Source organism: Micromonospora sp. NPDC000316 (genome assembly GCF_042898885.1).
In the GTDB taxonomy this organism is placed as follows: Bacteria; Actinomycetota; Actinomycetes; order Mycobacteriales; family Micromonosporaceae; genus Micromonospora.
This window is the reverse complement of sequence record NZ_JBIAZG010000005.1, coordinates 152,445-168,065: the sequence shown is the minus strand read 5'-3', so window position 1 is coordinate 168,065 and position 15,621 is coordinate 152,445. Positions and strand designations below refer to the sequence as shown.

The window sequence follows — 15,621 nt, the reverse complement described above, 5'->3', positions numbered from 1 at the left end:
AACCTCCCTACTTTGCCACATCCCCTGGCGGCAGATGAAATCCGGCCTGCTCCAGGGCCGCGATGTCCCGTTTGTCGAGCCGGTCGGCGGGCAGAGCGGCGAGCAGGTCCGGGCGCCGGGCGGCGGTCCGCAGCAGACCCTCCTCGCGCCGCCATCGCGCGATCTTGCCGTGGTCACCGGAGCGGAGCACCTCGGGCACGTCGTGCCCCCGCCAGCTCGGTGGCTTGGTGTAGATCGGCGCCTCCAGCAGCCCGTGGGCGTGCGACTCCTCGTCCAACGAGCCGGCGTTGCCCAGCACCCCGGGCAGAAGCCGGGTGACCGCCTCCACCATCACCAGGACCGCGACCTCGCCACCGAAGAGCACGTAGTCGCCGAGCGAGACCTCGGTGACAGGCATCCGGGTCGCGGCGTGCGCCAACACCCGCTGGTCGATCCCCTCGTACCGGCCGCAGGCGAAGAGCAGGTGCGACTCGGCGGCCAGCTCGTACGCCATGGCCTGGGTGAACGGGACACCGGCCGGCGACGGCACCAGCAGCCGGGGCGGCGGGGCCTCGGCCGGCGCGAGGGCGTCCAGCGCCGCACCCCACGGCTCGGGACGCATCACCATTCCCGGCCCGCCGCCGTAGGGGGTGTCGTCCACCGTGCGGTGCACGTCGTGCGTCCAGGTCCGCAGGTCGTGCACGGCAAGCTGGAGTACGCCGTTGGCGCGGGCCCGCCCGATCAGGGACAGGTCCAGCGGGGCGAAGTACTCGGGAAAGATCGACACGACGTCGACGCGCATGCGGGGTGGCCCTCTAGAGGTCGAGCAGCCCGGCTGGCGGGTCGACGATGACGCGTCCACCGGCCAGGTCGACCTCCGGAACGATCGCCCGGACGAACGGAATCAACGCGGTACGCCCCTCGGGGCGCCGCAGCACCAGAAGGTCGGAGGACGGCGCGTGGTCGATCCGGGCAACCTCGCCCAGTCGTTCACCCGCCGGGGTCACCACGGCCAGCCCGACCAACTGGTGGTCGTGGAACTCCTCCGGATCATCCGGCGGGGCCACGTCGGCGCTGTCCACCACGAGCAGGGTGCCGCGCAGCGCCTCGGCACCGTTGCGGTCGAGGACCCCCTCGAACGCGACAAGCATCCGACCCTGGTGGAAGCGGGATTCCTCGATGGTCAGCTCCGCCGGAACCCGGAACAGCACCCCGGGCTCACCCGCAGGAGCGGGCACGGCCCCCGATCCAGCGCCGTCCGTCGCAGGTGCGGAGGGCGGAACCGCCCCCGGCTCAGTGCGCAGCACAGTGCTGCGCGGGGCTGGGGTCGGGGGCGTCGCCCCCGGCTCAGTGCGCAGCACTGTGCCGGGGGCGAACCGTGCTTCGGGCTCGTCGGTCCGCACTTCCACGGTGACCTCACCGCGGATGCCGTGCGGCTTGCCGATCCTTCCGATGACGAGTTGCATCAGTACGAGTCGACGATGTCGACGCGTACTCCGCGCCCGCCGATGGAGCCGATCACCTGGCGCAGCGCCTTGGCGGTCCGGCCGGACCGCCCGATCACCGTGCCAAGGTCCTCGGGGTGAACGCGGACTTCGAGCCGCTTGCCCCGACGGGAATCGACCATCCGCACCCGGACGTCGTCCGGGTGCTCGACGATGCCCTTGACCAGGTGCTCCAACGCCGGACGCAGAGGCATGTCAGGCCTGCTCACCGGCGTCGGCAGCGGCAGCCGGGGCCTCAGCCTTCGGGGCCTCGGTCGCCGGAGCCTCAGCCTTCGGGGCCTCGGCAGCCTTGGCGGCCTTCTTGGCCGGCTTGGCCGGAGCCTCCGGGGTCAGCCCGGCGGCGGCCTTCGCCTCAGCCTCGTACGCTGCCTTGCGGTCGGCCTTCTCGGGGGCGACAAGCAGCGGCGGCGGGGCCGGCAGGCCCTTGTACTTCTGCCAGTCACCGGTCAGCTCCAGCAGCCGCTGCACCGCCTCGCTCGGCTGGGCGCCGACGGACAGCCAGTACTGGACCCGCTCGGACTTGACCTCGATGATCGAGGGGTCTTCCTTGGGCTGGTAAACCCCGACGAACTCGATCGCCCGGCCGTCGCGCTTGGTGCGCGAGTCGGCGATGACGATGCGGTACTGCGGGTTGCGGATCTTGCCCATCCGCAGGAGCCGGATCTTTACGGCCACAGTTGTTTCGCTCCTGTTGCGATCTCACCGGCCCGGTGCGGGCGGTGTGCATGGGTGAGCGCCGACCGGACCCGTGGGGTTGGGCCGGAGACAACTCGGTGGACTGGCGACGCGCCCGGGTTAGAGGGCGCCGGACGCGCGCCGGATACCAGCGACCCATTCTGCCAGATCCGCCGCCGATCTCTCACACCGGACCCGGACAGCGCGTCGCCGGTGACCAGGAACACCATCTCAGCGCACCGGCGGGCGATCCCAGCCGGGCGGAAGTTCATCCGGTACGTCCCATTCCGGCGGGGGTTGGAAGTCGCACCACGTGCCGTCGAACGGGAACGCGCCGGCCTCGGCGAGCGCGATCACCCGCTCCCCCTCGGCGCGGACCGCCTTCTCGTCGGTCACCCAGTAGTCGTCGCCGAAGGCGAGCCGCTCGACGAACTCGTCCTCGTCCTTCCACTCCCAGCTCAGGTCCGGGCGCACCACCACGTCGAGGTCCTGGTCCACCACGTCGACGCCGGCCACCGAGCCGTCGTCCCAGCGCACGCCGGGCTCCTCCAGGTTGACGTACCAGTGTGCGAACTGTCCCCGCGCGTCCCGGAACCACCAGACCGAATGCGCCGCCCCGGTGGGCAGGAACTTCAACAGCGGCGGCCCGTTCCAGCTGCTGTGCGCCAACCGGTACGTCGACGAGATCCACTGGGTGAACGGCATCGCCCGCATCCCCAGCCCCTCCGCGGTGACCTCGTGGGCCACCGGGGAATCCCGGGCGATCCAGACCAGCAGGCCACGCTCGTCGTCGCTGACCACCCGGCCCGGCCGGACCCATCCGATCCGGCCGTGCCGCACGTTGCGGTGCATGATCAGCCGACCCGGCGCGAAGCGCACGGCAAAACCTCCGGGGCTGTTTGCAGGGGCCCTTCCTCTACCGCAGACGATGGGAAGGTGCCCTTCCTAACACCTCAGTAGGCGCGGGCGAGGATCGCGACCAGGTCGGGCTCGTCCTCCGAGTCGGGGACCGAGCCGTCGGCGCGCACCAGACAGCGCACCGTGACGCCCTGGCCGTTGGCCTCGGCCTCGCCGGCCACGCCGACCGCCGACCACGGCACCCGGGCCCAGCCGGTCGCGGCGGCCTCGATCGCCTCGGCCAGGGTGGCCACCTCCACCGTGCGAGAGTCGCGGTTGGCAAGCGCCTGGTCGTGCAGCACCTGCTGGTCGGCCTCCAACGCGGCAAGCACCGCGGCCACCACGTCGGCCACCGGCGTCGGCGACTTCGACCCGTCCGTGCGGCGCACCACAGTCGCGTTGCCGACGGCCAGGTCACGGGGGCCGACCTCGACGCGTACCGGATAGCCACGCAGCTCGGCGTCGACGGCCCGCCGGCCGAACGCGGTGTCGGTCCGGTCGTCGAGCGCGACCCGGACACCGGCGTCGCGCAGGCTGTCGCGCAGCTTGGCCGCCGCCTCGGCGACACCCTCGCCATCCTTGACGATCATGATGTACGCCTGGATCGGGGCCAGCCTCGGCGGCACCCGCAGGCCATTGTCGTCACCGTGGGCCATGATCAGGCCGCCAAGCATCCGGGTCGACGTGCCCCAGGAGGTCGTCCACGCGTGCTCCCGGCCGCCCTCCTTGGCCGAGTAGCTGATGTCGAACGCCTTGGCGAAGTTCTGGCCCAGCTCGTGGCTGGTGCCCAACTGCAGCGCCTTGCCGTCGCCCATCATGCCTTCGCAGGTGTACGTGGCAGTCGCCCCGGCGAACCGCTCACGAGTGGTCTTCAGACCTACCACGACCGGGATGGCGAGCACGTTGACCATCAGGTCCTCGTACGCCTCGTGCAGGATCCGCCGCGCGTACGCCCGGGCGTCCTCACGTGTGGCGTGCGCGGTGTGCCCCTCCTGCCACAGGAACTCGCTGGTACGCAGGAAGATCCGCGGGCGCAGCTCCCACCGGACGACGTTCGCCCACTGGTTGAGCAGCAGCGGCAGGTCCCGGTACGAGTCGATCCACTTGGCCATGAACTCGCCGATGACCGTCTCGCTCGTCGGGCGCACCACCACCGGCTCGGCGAGCTGCTTGCCGCCACCGTGGGTGACCACCGCAAGCTCCGGCGAGAAGCCCTCGACGTGCTGGGCCTCACGCTTGAGGTAGCTCTCGGGGATGAAGAGCGGGAAGTACGCGTTCTCCGCGCCGGCCGCCTTGATCCGGGCGTCCATCTCGGTCTGCATACGCTCCCAGATGGCGTAGCCGGCCGGTCGGATGACCATGGTGCCGCGGACCGGGCCGTTGTCGGCCAGCTTCGCCTTGGCGATCAGGTCCTGGTACCAGCGGGGGAAGTCCTCCGCGCGGGGAGTGAGCACGCGTGCCATGACCGCACATCCTATGCGCCGTGCGGGGCACCACCGCGCCCGGGAGGCACTACGCCGCCGCGCGCCCGCGACACGGTCGTCCTGGGCTGATCGGAGGGGGCGATCGTAGACTTCGACCACAATGACTGAATCGACGCACCCGCCGCGGCAGCGACTGCGGGACACGATCGTGGACGCGGCCCGCTCGCGGACCATTGCCTCCGGCTGGGATGCGGTACGGATGGGCGGGGTGGCCACCGCGGCCGGGGTGAGCCGGCAGACCGTCTACAACGAGTTCGGCAGCAAGGCCGGGCTGGCCGAGGCGCTCGCCCGGCGTGAGGTGGACCGGTTCGTCGGCGATGTCCGGGCCGCGCTCGTCGCGCACGGCTCCGACGTCCGGGCCGGCGCGTACGCGGCGATCTCGCACACCCTCGCCACGGCGGCGGACAACCCGCTGGTCAAGACGATCCTGACAAGCGCCCGGGGCGGCTCGGACGAGTTGCTGCCGTACCTGACCACCCGCGCCGAGGTGGTGCTCAGCGAGGCGTCCGGCGCGCTGATCGAGTGGGCCGACGGCCAGCTGCCCGGCGCGGACCGGGCGGCTCTGACCTTCGCCGCCGACACGATCGTCCGGCTCGTGGTGAGTCACATCGTGCTTCCCCGCTCCCCGATCGACCAGACCGCCTCGGCCCTGACCGACCTGGCCCTACGCCTCTTCGCCGCCGCCGCCCGCCCACCCCACTGACCCCGCCGCGCCCCGGCCCCGCGCCGCGCAACGCGTCCAAGATCGTCGCAACATCGGGGATATTGCTGCCTCCGGCGCCCGGGAGACAGCAACATCCCCGATGTTGTGTGGATCTTGGGGCATGGCGGGTGCCTGCGGGGTAGGCGGGTTGGGTCAGCGGACGACGCGTCCGCGCAGGATCGTGCGGGACGGTGCCCGCACCACGCGCAGGTCGCGGCGGGGGTCCTCCGGGTAGACGGTCAGGTCGGCGAGGCCGCCCTCGACCAGGCCGGGGAAGCCGAGCCACTCCCGGGCGCCCCAGGAGGCGGCGGCGAGGACGTCGATCGCCGACATTCCGGCCTGCTCGTGCAGCAGCAGCATCTCCTCGGCGGCGAGCCCGTGGTCGATGCCGCCGCCAGCGTCGGTGCCCACGTAGATCGGCACGCCCGCCTCGTGTGCCGCCCGCACCACCTCGGGAAAGCGGTCGCGCAACGAGAGCATGTGCTCGGCGTATCCGGGGAACTTGGCCTGCGCCTGTTCGGCGATGCCCCCGAAGGTGGCGATGTTGATCATCGTGGGGACCAGCGCGGTGCCCTGGCGGGCCATCTCGTCGATCAGGTCGAGGCTCAGCCCGGTGCCGTGCTCGACCGAGTCCACCCCGGCCCTCACCATGATCTCCACAGCGGACTCGGAGAAGGTGTGCACGGCGGCGCGTACCCCTGCGTCGTGTGCGGCCCGTACGGCGGCGGTGAGGGTGTCGGCGTCCCAGGCCGGCGCCAGGTCACCCACGCCCCTGTCGATCCAGTCGCCGACCAGCTTGACCCAGCCGTTGCCGGCCCGTGCCTGCGCGGCCACCGTCGCGGCCACCTCTGCCGCGCCGACCTCCACGCCGATGTCGCGCAGGTAGCGCTTGGGTGGCGCGACATGCTGGCCCGCGCGGGCCAGTCGCGGCAGGTCGGGCTCGTCGTCCAACTCGGCGTACGGGTACGGCGAACCCGCGTCGCGGATGGCCAGCACCCCGGCGTCCCGGTCGGTGCGGGCCAGCGTGCGGGCCTGGTCGAGGGAGGTGATCGGGGTGCCGCCACGGGCGATGCCGATGTGGCAGTGCGCGTCGACGAGCCCCGGCAGGACGAAGCCGCCGTCGACCACCGTCTCCGCCCCGGGCACCGGGGTGAAGGTCACCCGGTCGTCGACCAGCCAGAGATCGCGAACCTCGTCGTCGGGGAGCAGGACACCGCGCACGTGAAGAGCCATGTGCACAGTCCTACCTGATCACTCGCCGTCGGGGGAGAGCAGGTCGTTCTTCCGGGCGGTCAGGGCCGGCAGGTCCACCGAGACCTTCCACGGTCGCTCGGTGACGAACAGGTCCTCGGTGTGCGCGACCTGCTCGTACTCGCGGTTCGCCCCGAGGGCGTACTCGGTGAGCGTGAGACGCTCCTGGGTCGGGTCGAGCACCCAGTAGGACCGGATGCCGGCGTGCGCGTAGGCCTTGGCCTTGTCGTACATGTCGCGGAAGGTGGAGGTCGACGACACCACCTCCACGGCGAGTAGGGCGTCCTCGACCGGGACGGGTGACCGCCCGGCGTGCGTGCGGCGGATGACGACCACGTCGGGGTGCGGCTCGTTGCGTCTGTCGACCCGCATCGACAGGTCGATGCTGACCAGATATTCGGGCGGGCAGTTGACCCGAAGCGCGAGCAGCAGTTCGACACACAACTCTTGGTGCACGGCAGTTGGCGACGGCACGATCAACCTTCCGTTGATCAGTTCGTACGGAAGGTCCTTGGGCAGATCACCCAGGTCGTCGACCGTCCACTCGTGCCGCTCCGGCAGGATCGGGGCCGCGGTCATGACATCTCCTTCCAGGGGGCGACGTCACCCTATGAGCTGGAAACGTCGCCTCCCGTCACCGACACGCTAGCGGGGGCCCTTGTCGCCGCCCTTGCCGAGCTTGTTGAAGTCGATCTTCGGCAGCTTGAAGCCGGGCGGCAGGCCCTGGCCACCAGCGAGGTCGTTCGGGTCCATCCCCGGCGGGAGCTGCGGCATGCCACCCGGGAACCCGCCGGGCATTCCGGCCCCGGTGCGCGGACGACCGCCACCCTTCGTGCCCTTGCGCTTGTTCTTGGGGGACTTGGTCGCCTTGCGCCGGCCACCGCCGGGCAGGCCCATCATGCCGCCCATCTGCTTCATCATCTTCTGCGCGTCGGCGAAGCGGTTGAGCAGCTGGTTGACGTCCATCACCGTGACTCCGGAGCCGTTGGCGATGCGCGCCCGGCGGGAGCCGTTGATGATCTTCGGGTTGGTCCGCTCGCCCGGGGTCATCGACCTGATGATCGCGGTGACCCGGTCGAAGTGGCTGTCGTCCAGCTCGGAGAGCTGGTCCTTCATCTGCCCCATGCCCGGCATCATGGCCAGCACGTTGGCGATCGGCCCCATCCGCCGCACCGCGATGAGCTGGTCGAGGAAGTCGTCAAGGGTGAACTGCTCACCGCCCATCAGCTTGGCGGTCATCTTCTCCTTCTGATCGGAGTCGAAGGCCTGCTCGGCCTGCTCGATCAGAGTGAGGACGTCGCCCATGCCGAGGATCCGGCTGGCCATCCGGTCGGGGTGGAAGACGTCGAAGTCCTCCAGCTTCTCGCCTGTGGAGGCGAAGAGGATCGGCTGCCCGGTGACCTCGCGGACGGACAGCGCGGCACCACCACGGGCGTCACCGTCGAGCTTGGACAGCACCACGCCCGTGATGCCGACGCCGTCGCGGAAGGCCTCGGCGGTGCGGACGGCGTCCTGACCGACCATCGCGTCGATGACGAAGATGACCTCGTCCGGCTGGACCGCGTCACGGATGTCGGCGGCCTGCTGCATCATCTCGGCGTCGATGCCGAGTCGGCCGGCGGTGTCGACGATGACGATGTCGCGGGCTGCCCGCTTCGCGTGCTCGATCGAGGCGCGGGCCACCTGCACGGGGTCACCGGTGCCGTTGCCGGGCTCCGGGGCGTACACCTCGACGCCGGCCCGGCCACCGAGCACCTGGAGCTGCCCGACGGCGTTGGGGCGCTGGAGGTCGGCGGCGACCAGCAGCGGCTGGTGCCCCTGGCTCTTAAGCCAGCGGGCCAGCTTGCCGGCCAGGGTGGTCTTACCGGAACCCTGGAGACCGGCCAGCATGATCACCGTCGGCGGGTGCTTGGCGAACTGGAGCCGTCGCCCCTCGCCGCCGAGCACGTTGATCAGCTCTTCGTTGACGATCTTGATGATCTGCTGGGCCGGGTTGAGCGCCTGGGAGACCTCGGCGCTGCGCGCACGCTCCTTGACGGCCGCGATGAAGCCCTTGACCACCGGCAACGCGACGTCCGCCTCCAGCAGCGCGAGGCGGATCTCGCGCGCGGTGGCGTCGATGTCGGCGTCGGTGAGCCGCCCCTTGCCGCGGAGCTTGGTGAAGATCCCGGACAGGCGGTCACTCAAGGTGTCAAACACGCGAACATCCCGTTTGTCAGTGTTCCGGCGGGCACAACCCGGCCGGCACTGCGGAGTCCGGCCACCGCTAGGGTAACCGGCCCACCGCACGGCCGCTGTCGCCCGGCCCGGCCCGCGTCCCGGAGGGCTCTGGCCGGCCCGTGCTCGGCCGCCCGCGCTCTGGACGGTGGGTTGTGCGGCGGCTGCCGTCCGCCCCCTCGCGGCACCGGACGCTCCTGTGAGCGTGATGCCACAGCGGCATCTAGATGCCGCTGTGGCATCACGCTCACAGAGACATGACAGGGGTCAGGCGGTCCCACCGCGGCGTCGGCAGCTACGCTGCGCTGCTGCCCGAGCAGGACCGCCCAGATCAGCCTGCCGAGCCCGCATCCCTTGGACGCCCCGCACCTTTGCGGGTGCCGAATATCTGTCGCGGGTTGCAGTCGGGCCGGGAGAGTTACACGGCGGCCAGGACCGCGGCCTCCAGGCGGGCTCGGGTGGCGTCGTCCGGCCAGCCGCCGACCAGATAGAAGGCGTCCACCACGTCGGCGCCGAGGGTGGAGATGCGGGCGGCGCGGACCAGTGCGCCCGCCTCGTCGAGCGCGCAGGTGACCCGGTAGAGCAGCCCGGCAGCGTCGGCCGCGCGGAGTTCGAGCAGCACGGCGTCGGTGGCCGCCTCGCGGTGCCAGACGACCCGGGGTGCCGCGCCGCCGCCCCGGGCGGCGAGCGCACGGCCGCGCAGCCGCTGGGTGACCGACACGTCGCCGGCGACCGCCCTGCTCAGGTCGGCGCGGAGCGGAACCGGGTCCGGCGGCAGACCGTAGCGGGGTTGCACCCGGCACTCGACCAGGGCCCGGCCGTCGACCACCGAGGCGTCCGCGGAGATCACTTCCAGCCGGTGCAGGGCCAGGCAACCGGCCACCGTGGCGAGCAGGCCACGCCGGTCCGCCGCGGCCACCGCCACTCGGTCACCGGTCAGGTGTACGACAGGCAGCGGCCCGTCCAGCAGCGCCGGGTCCGGAGCGGGCGGTTCGGGGAGTACGCCGGTGTCCAGTGCGGTGCGGACCCGGGCGACCAACTCGGCGACGAGCCTGCCCTTCCAGTCCGACCAGGCTGCCGGGCCGGTGGCTGCCGCGTCCGCGCGGACCAGCGCGTGCAGCAGGTCGAGGGTGCCGGTGTCGCCCACCGCCTCGGCCACCGACGCGATGGTGACCGGGTCGGCGAGGTCCCGGCGGGTGGCCACGTCGGGCAGCAGCAGATGCAGCCGGACCAGCCTGCCGATCAGCGCGACCTCCGGGGCGGGCAGGCCGATCCTGGTCGCCACCGCCTCGGCGAGCGGCACACCGACGGTGCTGTGGTCGCCGGGAAGGCCCTTGCCGATGTCGTGCAGCAGCGCGCCGAGCAGCAGCAGGTCGGGGCGCTCCACCTCGCGGGTGTGCCGGCTGGCCTCGTTGGCGGCCTGCACGAGGTGCCGGTCGAGGGTGTAGCGGTGCACCGGGTTGTGCTGGGGCAGGCTGCGCAGCCGGGTCCACTCGGGCAGCCAGCCGTCGACAAGCCCGTACCTGTCGCAGGTCTCCCAGGCCGGCACGAGGCCGGGACCGGCGCCGAGCAGGGTGGTGAGCGCGGCCCGGGCCTCGGCCGGCCACGGCGCGGGCAGCGGCGGGCAGTACGCGGCCAGCCACTCGCAAGTGGCCCGGGCGATCGGCAGCCGGGTCGCGGCCGCCGCAGCGGCCACCCGCAGCGACAGGCTCGGGTCGGGGCGTGCGCCGATGGCCGTGCGGGCAAGCACCAGCTCGCCGTCGTGCTCGACCACGTCGCGGGCCACCGGGCGGCGGACGGGTCGACCGTTGCCGCCTCGGGACCGGCCGGAACGCAGCCGGTCGGCGGCCCGGAAGGCGTCGTCCAGGGCGTGACTAACCGTGCGGGCGTCCCCGGCGACGCGCCGCAGGAGTGCGTCGCCGTCGTCGAGTGCGAGGAGCGCGGCAACGCCGTCGCGTTCCTGGGCGACAAGCCGGTCGACCCGGCGGCCGACCTGCTGGTGCAGGGCGTCCCGGGTGTCCAGCAGGCGCAGGTGGGCGGCGCGGACAGCGGGTCGCAGCGCGTCGGTGATTCCGGCGGCGGAGATGGCGCGCAGCAGCCCCACGTCCCGCAGCCCGCCGGCGGCCTCCTTGAGGTCACCCTCGAGCAGGAAGGCGAGTTCGCCGTGCGCCTGCCAGCGGGCGGCGGTGACCTCCCGCAGGCCCACCAACTGACGGACGGCGGTGCGTCGCCAGTGGTCGGCGGCGGTGCTGACAAGCGCGTCCGCAAGCGCCGCGTCGCCGGCCACCAGCCGGGCGTCGAGCAGCCCGAGGGCGACCTTCACGTCGTCCTGGGCCACCGAGAGAGCTTCGGAGACGGTACGCACCGAGTGGTCCAGCCGCAGGCCGGCGTCCCAGATCGGGTACCAGACCGAGGCGGCCAACTCGTCGGTGCCGGGCACGCCGGCGTGCAGCAGCACCAGGTCGAGGTCGCCGTACGGGGCGCACTGCCGCCGGCCCAGCCCACCCACGGCGATCAGCGCGACCCCCTCACGCGCGGGCAGCAACCCGCGCAGGAAGTTGTCGTACGCCGCCGCTCGCGCCTGCCGGGCGGGCTCGCCGATGCCTCCCGGAACGCCGACGACCTCGTTGATCAAGAGGTTCGCGCCACCGTCGGCCGCTGACGCGCTCCCCTTGATCAACGAGGTCATGTCTGTCGTTTCCGGATCAGAGGGCGTCGAGGCCGCGCTCGCCGGTACGCACCCGGACGACCTCCTCGACACCTGTGACCCAGACCTTGCCATCGCCGATCTTGCCCGTGCGGGCCGCACCGACGATCGCGTCCACGATCTTTTCCACGTCGATCTCGTCGGTGAGCACCTCAACCCGGATCTTGGGCAGGAACTCGACCGTGTACTCGGCACCCCGGTAGACCTCGGTGTGCCCCTTCTGCCGTCCGTACCCCTGCACCTCGCTGACGGTCAACCCGGCCACCCCGAGGGCGTGCAGAGCTTCCTTCACCGCGTCCAGTTGGTACGGCTTGATGACCGCGGTCACCAGCTTCATGTCCAACCCCTCCATCCCAGGAACGTTAACCGGCGACCTTCTCGCTGACCGGCGCGGAGGAGTCCGCTTCCGGCGTGGCACCGCTCGTCGCGCCGCCACCAGGGGTGCCGATGCCGGCCATCGCGAACGCGCTGCCCGTGCCGCCACCTGACGGAGACAGGTCGTAGCCGCTCTCGGCGTGCTCGGCGATGTCGATGCCGTCGACCTCGGCCTCACCCTTGACGCGGAAGCCGATCGTCTTCTCGATGGCGAAGGCCAGCACCCAGGCGATGGCGAACGACCAGACGGTGACGATCAGACCGGCGAGGGCCTGCCGCCCGAGCTGGGTCACGCCGCCGCCGTAGAACAGGCCGTCGGAGGCACCCACCACGTCGCTGATCGCGGCGTTGACGGAGTTGGTGGCGAACAGGCCCAGCCAGAGCGAGCCGATCCAGCCGCCGACGAAGTGCACGCCGACCACGTCGAGGGAGTCGTCGTAGCCGAGCTTGTACTTGAGGCTGACCGCCACGGCGCACACCGCACCGGCGACGATGCCGAGCAGCACGGCCGCCCAGGGTGCGATGAAGCCACAGGCCGGGGTGATGGCGACCAGACCGGCCACAGCGCCGGAGGAGGCACCGACCATCGTCGGCTTCCGGTCCTTGATCCACTCGACAACGATCCAGCCGAGCACCGCCGCCGCCGTGGCGAGCTGGGTGTTGATGAAGGCGAGCGCGGCGACCGAGTCGACGGTCAGCTCCGAGCCGGCGTTGAACCCGAACCAGCCGAACCACAGCAGACCAGCGCCGAGCGCGACAAGCGGGATGTTGTGCGGCTTCATGCCCTCCCGCGGCCAGCCCAGCCGCTTGCCGAGCACCAGAGCCACGGCCAGGGCTGCCGCACCGGCGTTGATGTGCACCGCGGTGCCACCGGCGAAGTCCAGCGCGTGGATGTCACCGCCGATGATGCCGCCGCCCCACACCCAGTGGGCGACGGGGAAGTAGACAAGGGTGGCCCAGCCGAAGGCGAACAGCAGCCAGCCGGCGAACTTGGCCCGGTCGGCGATGGCACCGCTGATCAGCGCGACGGTGATCACCGCGAAGACCATCTGGAAGGCCATGAACACGTAGAGCGGAACCCCGATGCCGCTGGGGTTCTCGGCCGTGGCACCCCACAGGTCGGTCTCGGCGAGGAAGGTCTTGGTGCCGAGGTACGCGCCCGGGTCGCCCCAGAATCCGTTCACGTCGGTCCCGAAGGCGACGCTGAAACCGTAGAACCACCACAGAATAGAGATGAGCCCGATGGCGGAGAAGCTCATCATCATCATGTTGAGCACGCCCTTGGACCGGTTGAGGCCGCCGTAGAACAGCGCCAGTCCGGGGGTCATGAGCAGCACGAGCGCTGTCGAAACCAGCAGCCAAACGGTATTGGCGCCGTCGATCGTCGGTGCTTCAGGCACGCTGGCCTCCTAAAAGGTGAAGTCCTCCTTCGCGGCTTTCCGGGGCAGCGTCGCCCGTAGGCCGGTTGCGCGGAAGCTTCGCGGCCGGCTGTTTCACGCAGGGTCCCATGCGGGTTTCCGTTTGGTGACGGGTTGTTTCGTACGTGTCACGGAGTCTGCACAGTCGTCGGCATGGACGGTGGTGGATCGGCCGGACGGCGGATGTCGATAGCCGACCGGCGACACCCATCGACCGGCGCGACCGCCGAGACCGGCCGGGCATCGACGGGCCGGCACTCGACGGTTGACGCTCAGCGGAGCGCGTTCTCCAGGGCGTGCCGCTCGTAGTCGAGCAGCCGCAGGTCGCGCATCGGCCGGCGCAGGTGCCCCTTGTGCACGATCCGGACGAACGCTGGCTCACCGGCCGCGGCCATCCGGCGGATGCCCTCGACGTGGTCCACGATCCGCTTGCGGATGGTCCGGATCAGCCGGTGCCGGTCGCGGGGGATCAGCCCGTACGCGTCGGCGAAGAGCCGCAGCCGGCGCGGCCGGTCCGGACGCTTCCAGCCCAGCGTGATCGAGTCCCGGTCGGCGAAGATCGGAACCCAGGTCCACGCCGCGTACGCCACGTCGTAGATCCGGGCGCCGGGTGAGGCGAGGTCGAAGTCGATCAACCCGAGGGTGCCGTCCGGCCGCCAGATCACGTTGTGCGGCGCGGCGTCGTGGTGGCAGATCACCTCGGTGTCCGGCGGTGGGGGGCCGAACGAGCGCCAGACCGCCGTCGGTGGCGGGGTGAAGCCGTACTGCGCGTCGTGGAACATCCGCAGCATGGTGGCGACGGTGACCAGCGCCTCGTCGGTGACCCAGTGCGGGGCCAGCGGATATTCTCCGCACTCCCCCTCCAGGTACGACAGCACCTCACGGTTGCGTTCGTCCATGCCGAGCGCCCGGGGCGCGCCGGTGAACCCGACGTACTCCAGGTGGCGCAGCAGGGCGTGCACGGACGGGGTCCACGGCCCGGCGTTGCGGCGGACCGTGTCCCCGACGCGGACAACGGTGCTCACGTTGCCGCCGTGCAGCGGGATCTCCTGCGAAGTCACGTACGGTCTCCCGAGGCGCTGCGAAGGGTGGCCGGGGTCGCGCCAGCCCGCGTACGCGCGGTTGTCACTGGACACCCGAGACTACGCGTCCCGTCCGGCGGGTTCGGTCCCCAGCAACGCGTCGACGAACTGCGCCGGGTCGAACGGGGCGAGGTCGTCCTTGCCTTCGCCGAGCCCGACGAGCTTCACCGGGATGCCGAGTTTGCGCTGCACGGCGATCACGATGCCGCCCTTCGCGGTGCCGTCGAGCTTGGTGAGCACCACGCCTGTCACGTTGACGACCTCGGTGAAGACCCGGGCCTGTTCCAGGCCGTTCTGGCCGGTTGTGGCGTCGAGGATGAGCAGTGTCTCGTCGATCGGGCCCTGCTTCTCGACCACCCGCTTGACCTTGCCCAGCTCGTCCATGAGGCCGACCTTGTTCTGGAGGCGGCCGGCGGTGTCGATGAGCACGGTGTCCACGCCGGTGTCGATGCCGCGCTTGACCGCGTCGAAGGCGACGCTTGCCGGGTCGGCGGCCTCGGGCCCGCGGACCGTCTCGGCGCCGACGCGCGAGCCCCAGGTCTGCAACTGGTCGGCGGCGGCCGCCCGGAAGGTGTCCGCAGCGCCGAGCAGGACGGTGCGGCCGTCGGCGACAAGCACCCGGGCGATCTTGCCGCAGGTGGTGGTCTTGCCGGCACCGTTGACCCCGACGACAAGCACCACAGCCGGCACGCCGTCCTTCGGTGCGGTCCGCAACGACCGGTCCAGACTCGGGTCGAGCGCGTTGACCAGCTCGGCAGCGAGCAGCGCACGCAGTTCCGAGGCCGAGCGGGTGCCCAGCACACGAGTCTGCTCGCGCAGCCTGTCGACGATGTCCCGGGTCGCGTCGACGCCGACGTCGGCGGTGATCAGGCTGTCCTCGATCTCCTCCCACACGTCCTCGTCGAGGTGGTCGCGGGCGAGCAGGCCGAGCAGGCCCTTGCCGAACACGTTCTGCGATCGGGACAGCCGGGAGCGGAGTCGGACGAGCCGTCCGGCGGTCGGCTCGGGCACCTCGACGGTGGGCGCGGGAGCCTCGAGCACGGGCGGCGGCTCGACCAGGACGCCCGTGGACAGATCGGACTCCGGTGCCTCGACCGGCGGGCCGGCAAGATCCTCCTCGGCGCGGGTGTCGACCTCGGTGCGCGGCAACGGAGGCTCGGGCCGCCGCCGCAACCGGGGCACGACCAGCCCGACTGTGCCGGCGATCAACACACCGAGCAGGACCAGAGCGAGGACGAGATATTCGGCCATGCCGGAATCCTGTCAGATGCCGGCGGCGGCGTCCCAGCCACCGCACCCGGACGCTTTCACGAACCGGCGGTAGGCTC

Annotated in this window: 15 protein-coding genes; 1 reads left to right on the top strand and 14 read right to left on the bottom strand. The window is 71.4% G+C overall.

Annotated elements, in window-relative coordinates:
* Window positions 1–7 precede the first annotated feature (7 nt).
* The 6 genes from trmD to proS all read right to left on the bottom strand — a co-directional run bounded on the left by trmD (window position 8) and on the right by proS (window position 4,519).
* A complete protein-coding gene (gene trmD, locus ACFY2Q_RS13680; protein WP_387129999.1) occupies window positions 8–781 on the bottom strand; it encodes a tRNA (guanosine(37)-N1)-methyltransferase TrmD in 774 nt (257 codons plus the stop codon).
* Window positions 782–794: 13 nt separating this feature from the next.
* Window positions 795–1,445: a ribosome maturation factor RimM gene (gene rimM, locus ACFY2Q_RS13675; RefSeq protein WP_387129997.1), complete on the bottom strand. Its 651-nt coding sequence runs from the start codon at window positions 1,443–1,445 to the stop codon at window positions 795–797.
* Window positions 1,445–1,705: an RNA-binding protein gene (locus ACFY2Q_RS13670; protein WP_200212006.1), complete on the bottom strand. Its 261-nt coding sequence runs from the start codon at window positions 1,703–1,705 to the stop codon at window positions 1,445–1,447. Before ACFY2Q_RS13670 ends, rimM begins: the two co-directional genes overlap by 1 nt.
* A complete protein-coding gene (rpsP, locus tag ACFY2Q_RS13665) occupies window positions 1,680–2,159 on the bottom strand; it encodes a 30S ribosomal protein S16 (RefSeq protein WP_387129996.1) in 480 nt (159 codons plus the stop codon). The genes ACFY2Q_RS13670 and rpsP overlap by 26 nt, the downstream gene beginning before the upstream one ends.
* Before the next feature lie 231 nt (window positions 2,160–2,390).
* Window positions 2,391–3,038: a DUF402 domain-containing protein gene (locus ACFY2Q_RS13660; protein ID WP_387129994.1), complete on the bottom strand. Its 648-nt coding sequence runs from the start codon at window positions 3,036–3,038 to the stop codon at window positions 2,391–2,393.
* Between the two features lie 74 nt (window positions 3,039–3,112).
* Window positions 3,113–4,519, bottom strand: a complete 1,407-nt coding sequence (gene proS / locus ACFY2Q_RS13655; protein ID WP_387129992.1) for a proline--tRNA ligase — start codon at window positions 4,517–4,519, stop codon at window positions 3,113–3,115.
* 121 nt (window positions 4,520–4,640) lie between these two features.
* On the opposite strand from proS, the gene ACFY2Q_RS13650 reads away from it, so the two are divergent.
* Window positions 4,641–5,243, top strand: coding sequence for a TetR family transcriptional regulator (locus ACFY2Q_RS13650; RefSeq protein ID WP_387129991.1), 603 nt, complete (start codon window positions 4,641–4,643; stop codon window positions 5,241–5,243).
* 153 nt (window positions 5,244–5,396) lie between these two features.
* On the opposite strand, the gene ACFY2Q_RS13645 is transcribed toward ACFY2Q_RS13650, so the two are convergent.
* From ACFY2Q_RS13645 to ftsY, 8 genes are all read right to left on the bottom strand, one after another.
* A complete protein-coding gene (locus ACFY2Q_RS13645) occupies window positions 5,397–6,476 on the bottom strand; it encodes an amidohydrolase family protein (protein ID WP_387129989.1) in 1,080 nt (359 codons plus the stop codon).
* An 18-nt stretch (window positions 6,477–6,494) separates the two neighbouring features.
* A complete protein-coding gene (locus ACFY2Q_RS13640; protein ID WP_387129987.1) occupies window positions 6,495–7,073 on the bottom strand; it encodes a Uma2 family endonuclease in 579 nt (192 codons plus the stop codon).
* A 66-nt stretch (window positions 7,074–7,139) separates the two neighbouring features.
* The gene (gene ffh / locus ACFY2Q_RS13635) at window positions 7,140–8,693 is read right to left on the bottom strand and encodes a signal recognition particle protein (protein WP_387129986.1); all 1,554 of its coding nucleotides are present in this window, start codon (window positions 8,691–8,693) and stop codon (window positions 7,140–7,142) included.
* Between the two features lie 436 nt (window positions 8,694–9,129).
* Window positions 9,130–11,400 (bottom strand): [protein-PII] uridylyltransferase, encoded by a 2,271-nt coding sequence (locus tag ACFY2Q_RS13630; RefSeq protein ID WP_387129984.1) that lies wholly within the window; start codon window positions 11,398–11,400, stop codon window positions 9,130–9,132.
* Between the two features lie 16 nt (window positions 11,401–11,416).
* Window positions 11,417–11,755, bottom strand: a complete 339-nt coding sequence (locus ACFY2Q_RS13625; protein ID WP_007456507.1) for a P-II family nitrogen regulator — start codon at window positions 11,753–11,755, stop codon at window positions 11,417–11,419.
* Window positions 11,756–11,780: 25 nt separating this feature from the next.
* Window positions 11,781–13,193 carry an ammonium transporter gene (locus tag ACFY2Q_RS13620; protein WP_387129982.1) on the bottom strand — a complete coding sequence of 471 codons (1,413 nt, stop codon included), beginning with the start codon at window positions 13,191–13,193 and terminating at the stop codon, window positions 11,781–11,783.
* A 290-nt stretch (window positions 13,194–13,483) separates the two neighbouring features.
* Window positions 13,484–14,347 carry an aminoglycoside phosphotransferase family protein gene (locus ACFY2Q_RS13615; protein ID WP_387129981.1) on the bottom strand — a complete coding sequence of 288 codons (864 nt, stop codon included), beginning with the start codon at window positions 14,345–14,347 and terminating at the stop codon, window positions 13,484–13,486.
* 6 nt (window positions 14,348–14,353) lie between these two features.
* Entirely contained in the window at window positions 14,354–15,544 is a 1,191-nt protein-coding gene (gene ftsY / locus ACFY2Q_RS13610; RefSeq protein ID WP_387129980.1) for a signal recognition particle-docking protein FtsY, read from the bottom strand.
* Window positions 15,545–15,621 lie beyond the last annotated feature (77 nt).

Bases quoted from the DNA above. Each gene is read 5' to 3' on its own strand.
- ACFY2Q_RS13650 (WP_387129991.1), top strand. From the start codon at position 4,641: ATGACTGAATCGACGCACCCGCCGCGGCAGCGACTGCGGGACACGATC.
- ACFY2Q_RS13640 (WP_387129987.1), bottom strand. From the start codon at position 7,073: ATGACCGCGGCCCCGATCCTGCCGGAGCGGCACGAGTGGACGGTCGAC.
- rimM (WP_387129997.1), bottom strand. From the start codon at position 1,445: ATGCAACTCGTCATCGGAAGGATCGGCAAGCCGCACGGCATCCGCGGT.
- trmD (WP_387129999.1), bottom strand. From the start codon at position 781: ATGCGCGTCGACGTCGTGTCGATCTTTCCCGAGTACTTCGCCCCGCTG.
- ACFY2Q_RS13630 (WP_387129984.1), bottom strand. From the start codon at position 11,400: ATGACCTCGTTGATCAAGGGGAGCGCGTCAGCGGCCGACGGTGGCGCG.
- ftsY (WP_387129980.1), bottom strand. From the start codon at position 15,544: ATGGCCGAATATCTCGTCCTCGCTCTGGTCCTGCTCGGTGTGTTGATC.
- ACFY2Q_RS13625 (WP_007456507.1), bottom strand. From the start codon at position 11,755: ATGAAGCTGGTGACCGCGGTCATCAAGCCGTACCAACTGGACGCGGTG.
- ACFY2Q_RS13645 (WP_387129989.1), bottom strand. From the start codon at position 6,476: ATGGCTCTTCACGTGCGCGGTGTCCTGCTCCCCGACGACGAGGTTCGC.
- proS (WP_387129992.1), bottom strand. From the start codon at position 4,519: ATGGCACGCGTGCTCACTCCCCGCGCGGAGGACTTCCCCCGCTGGTAC.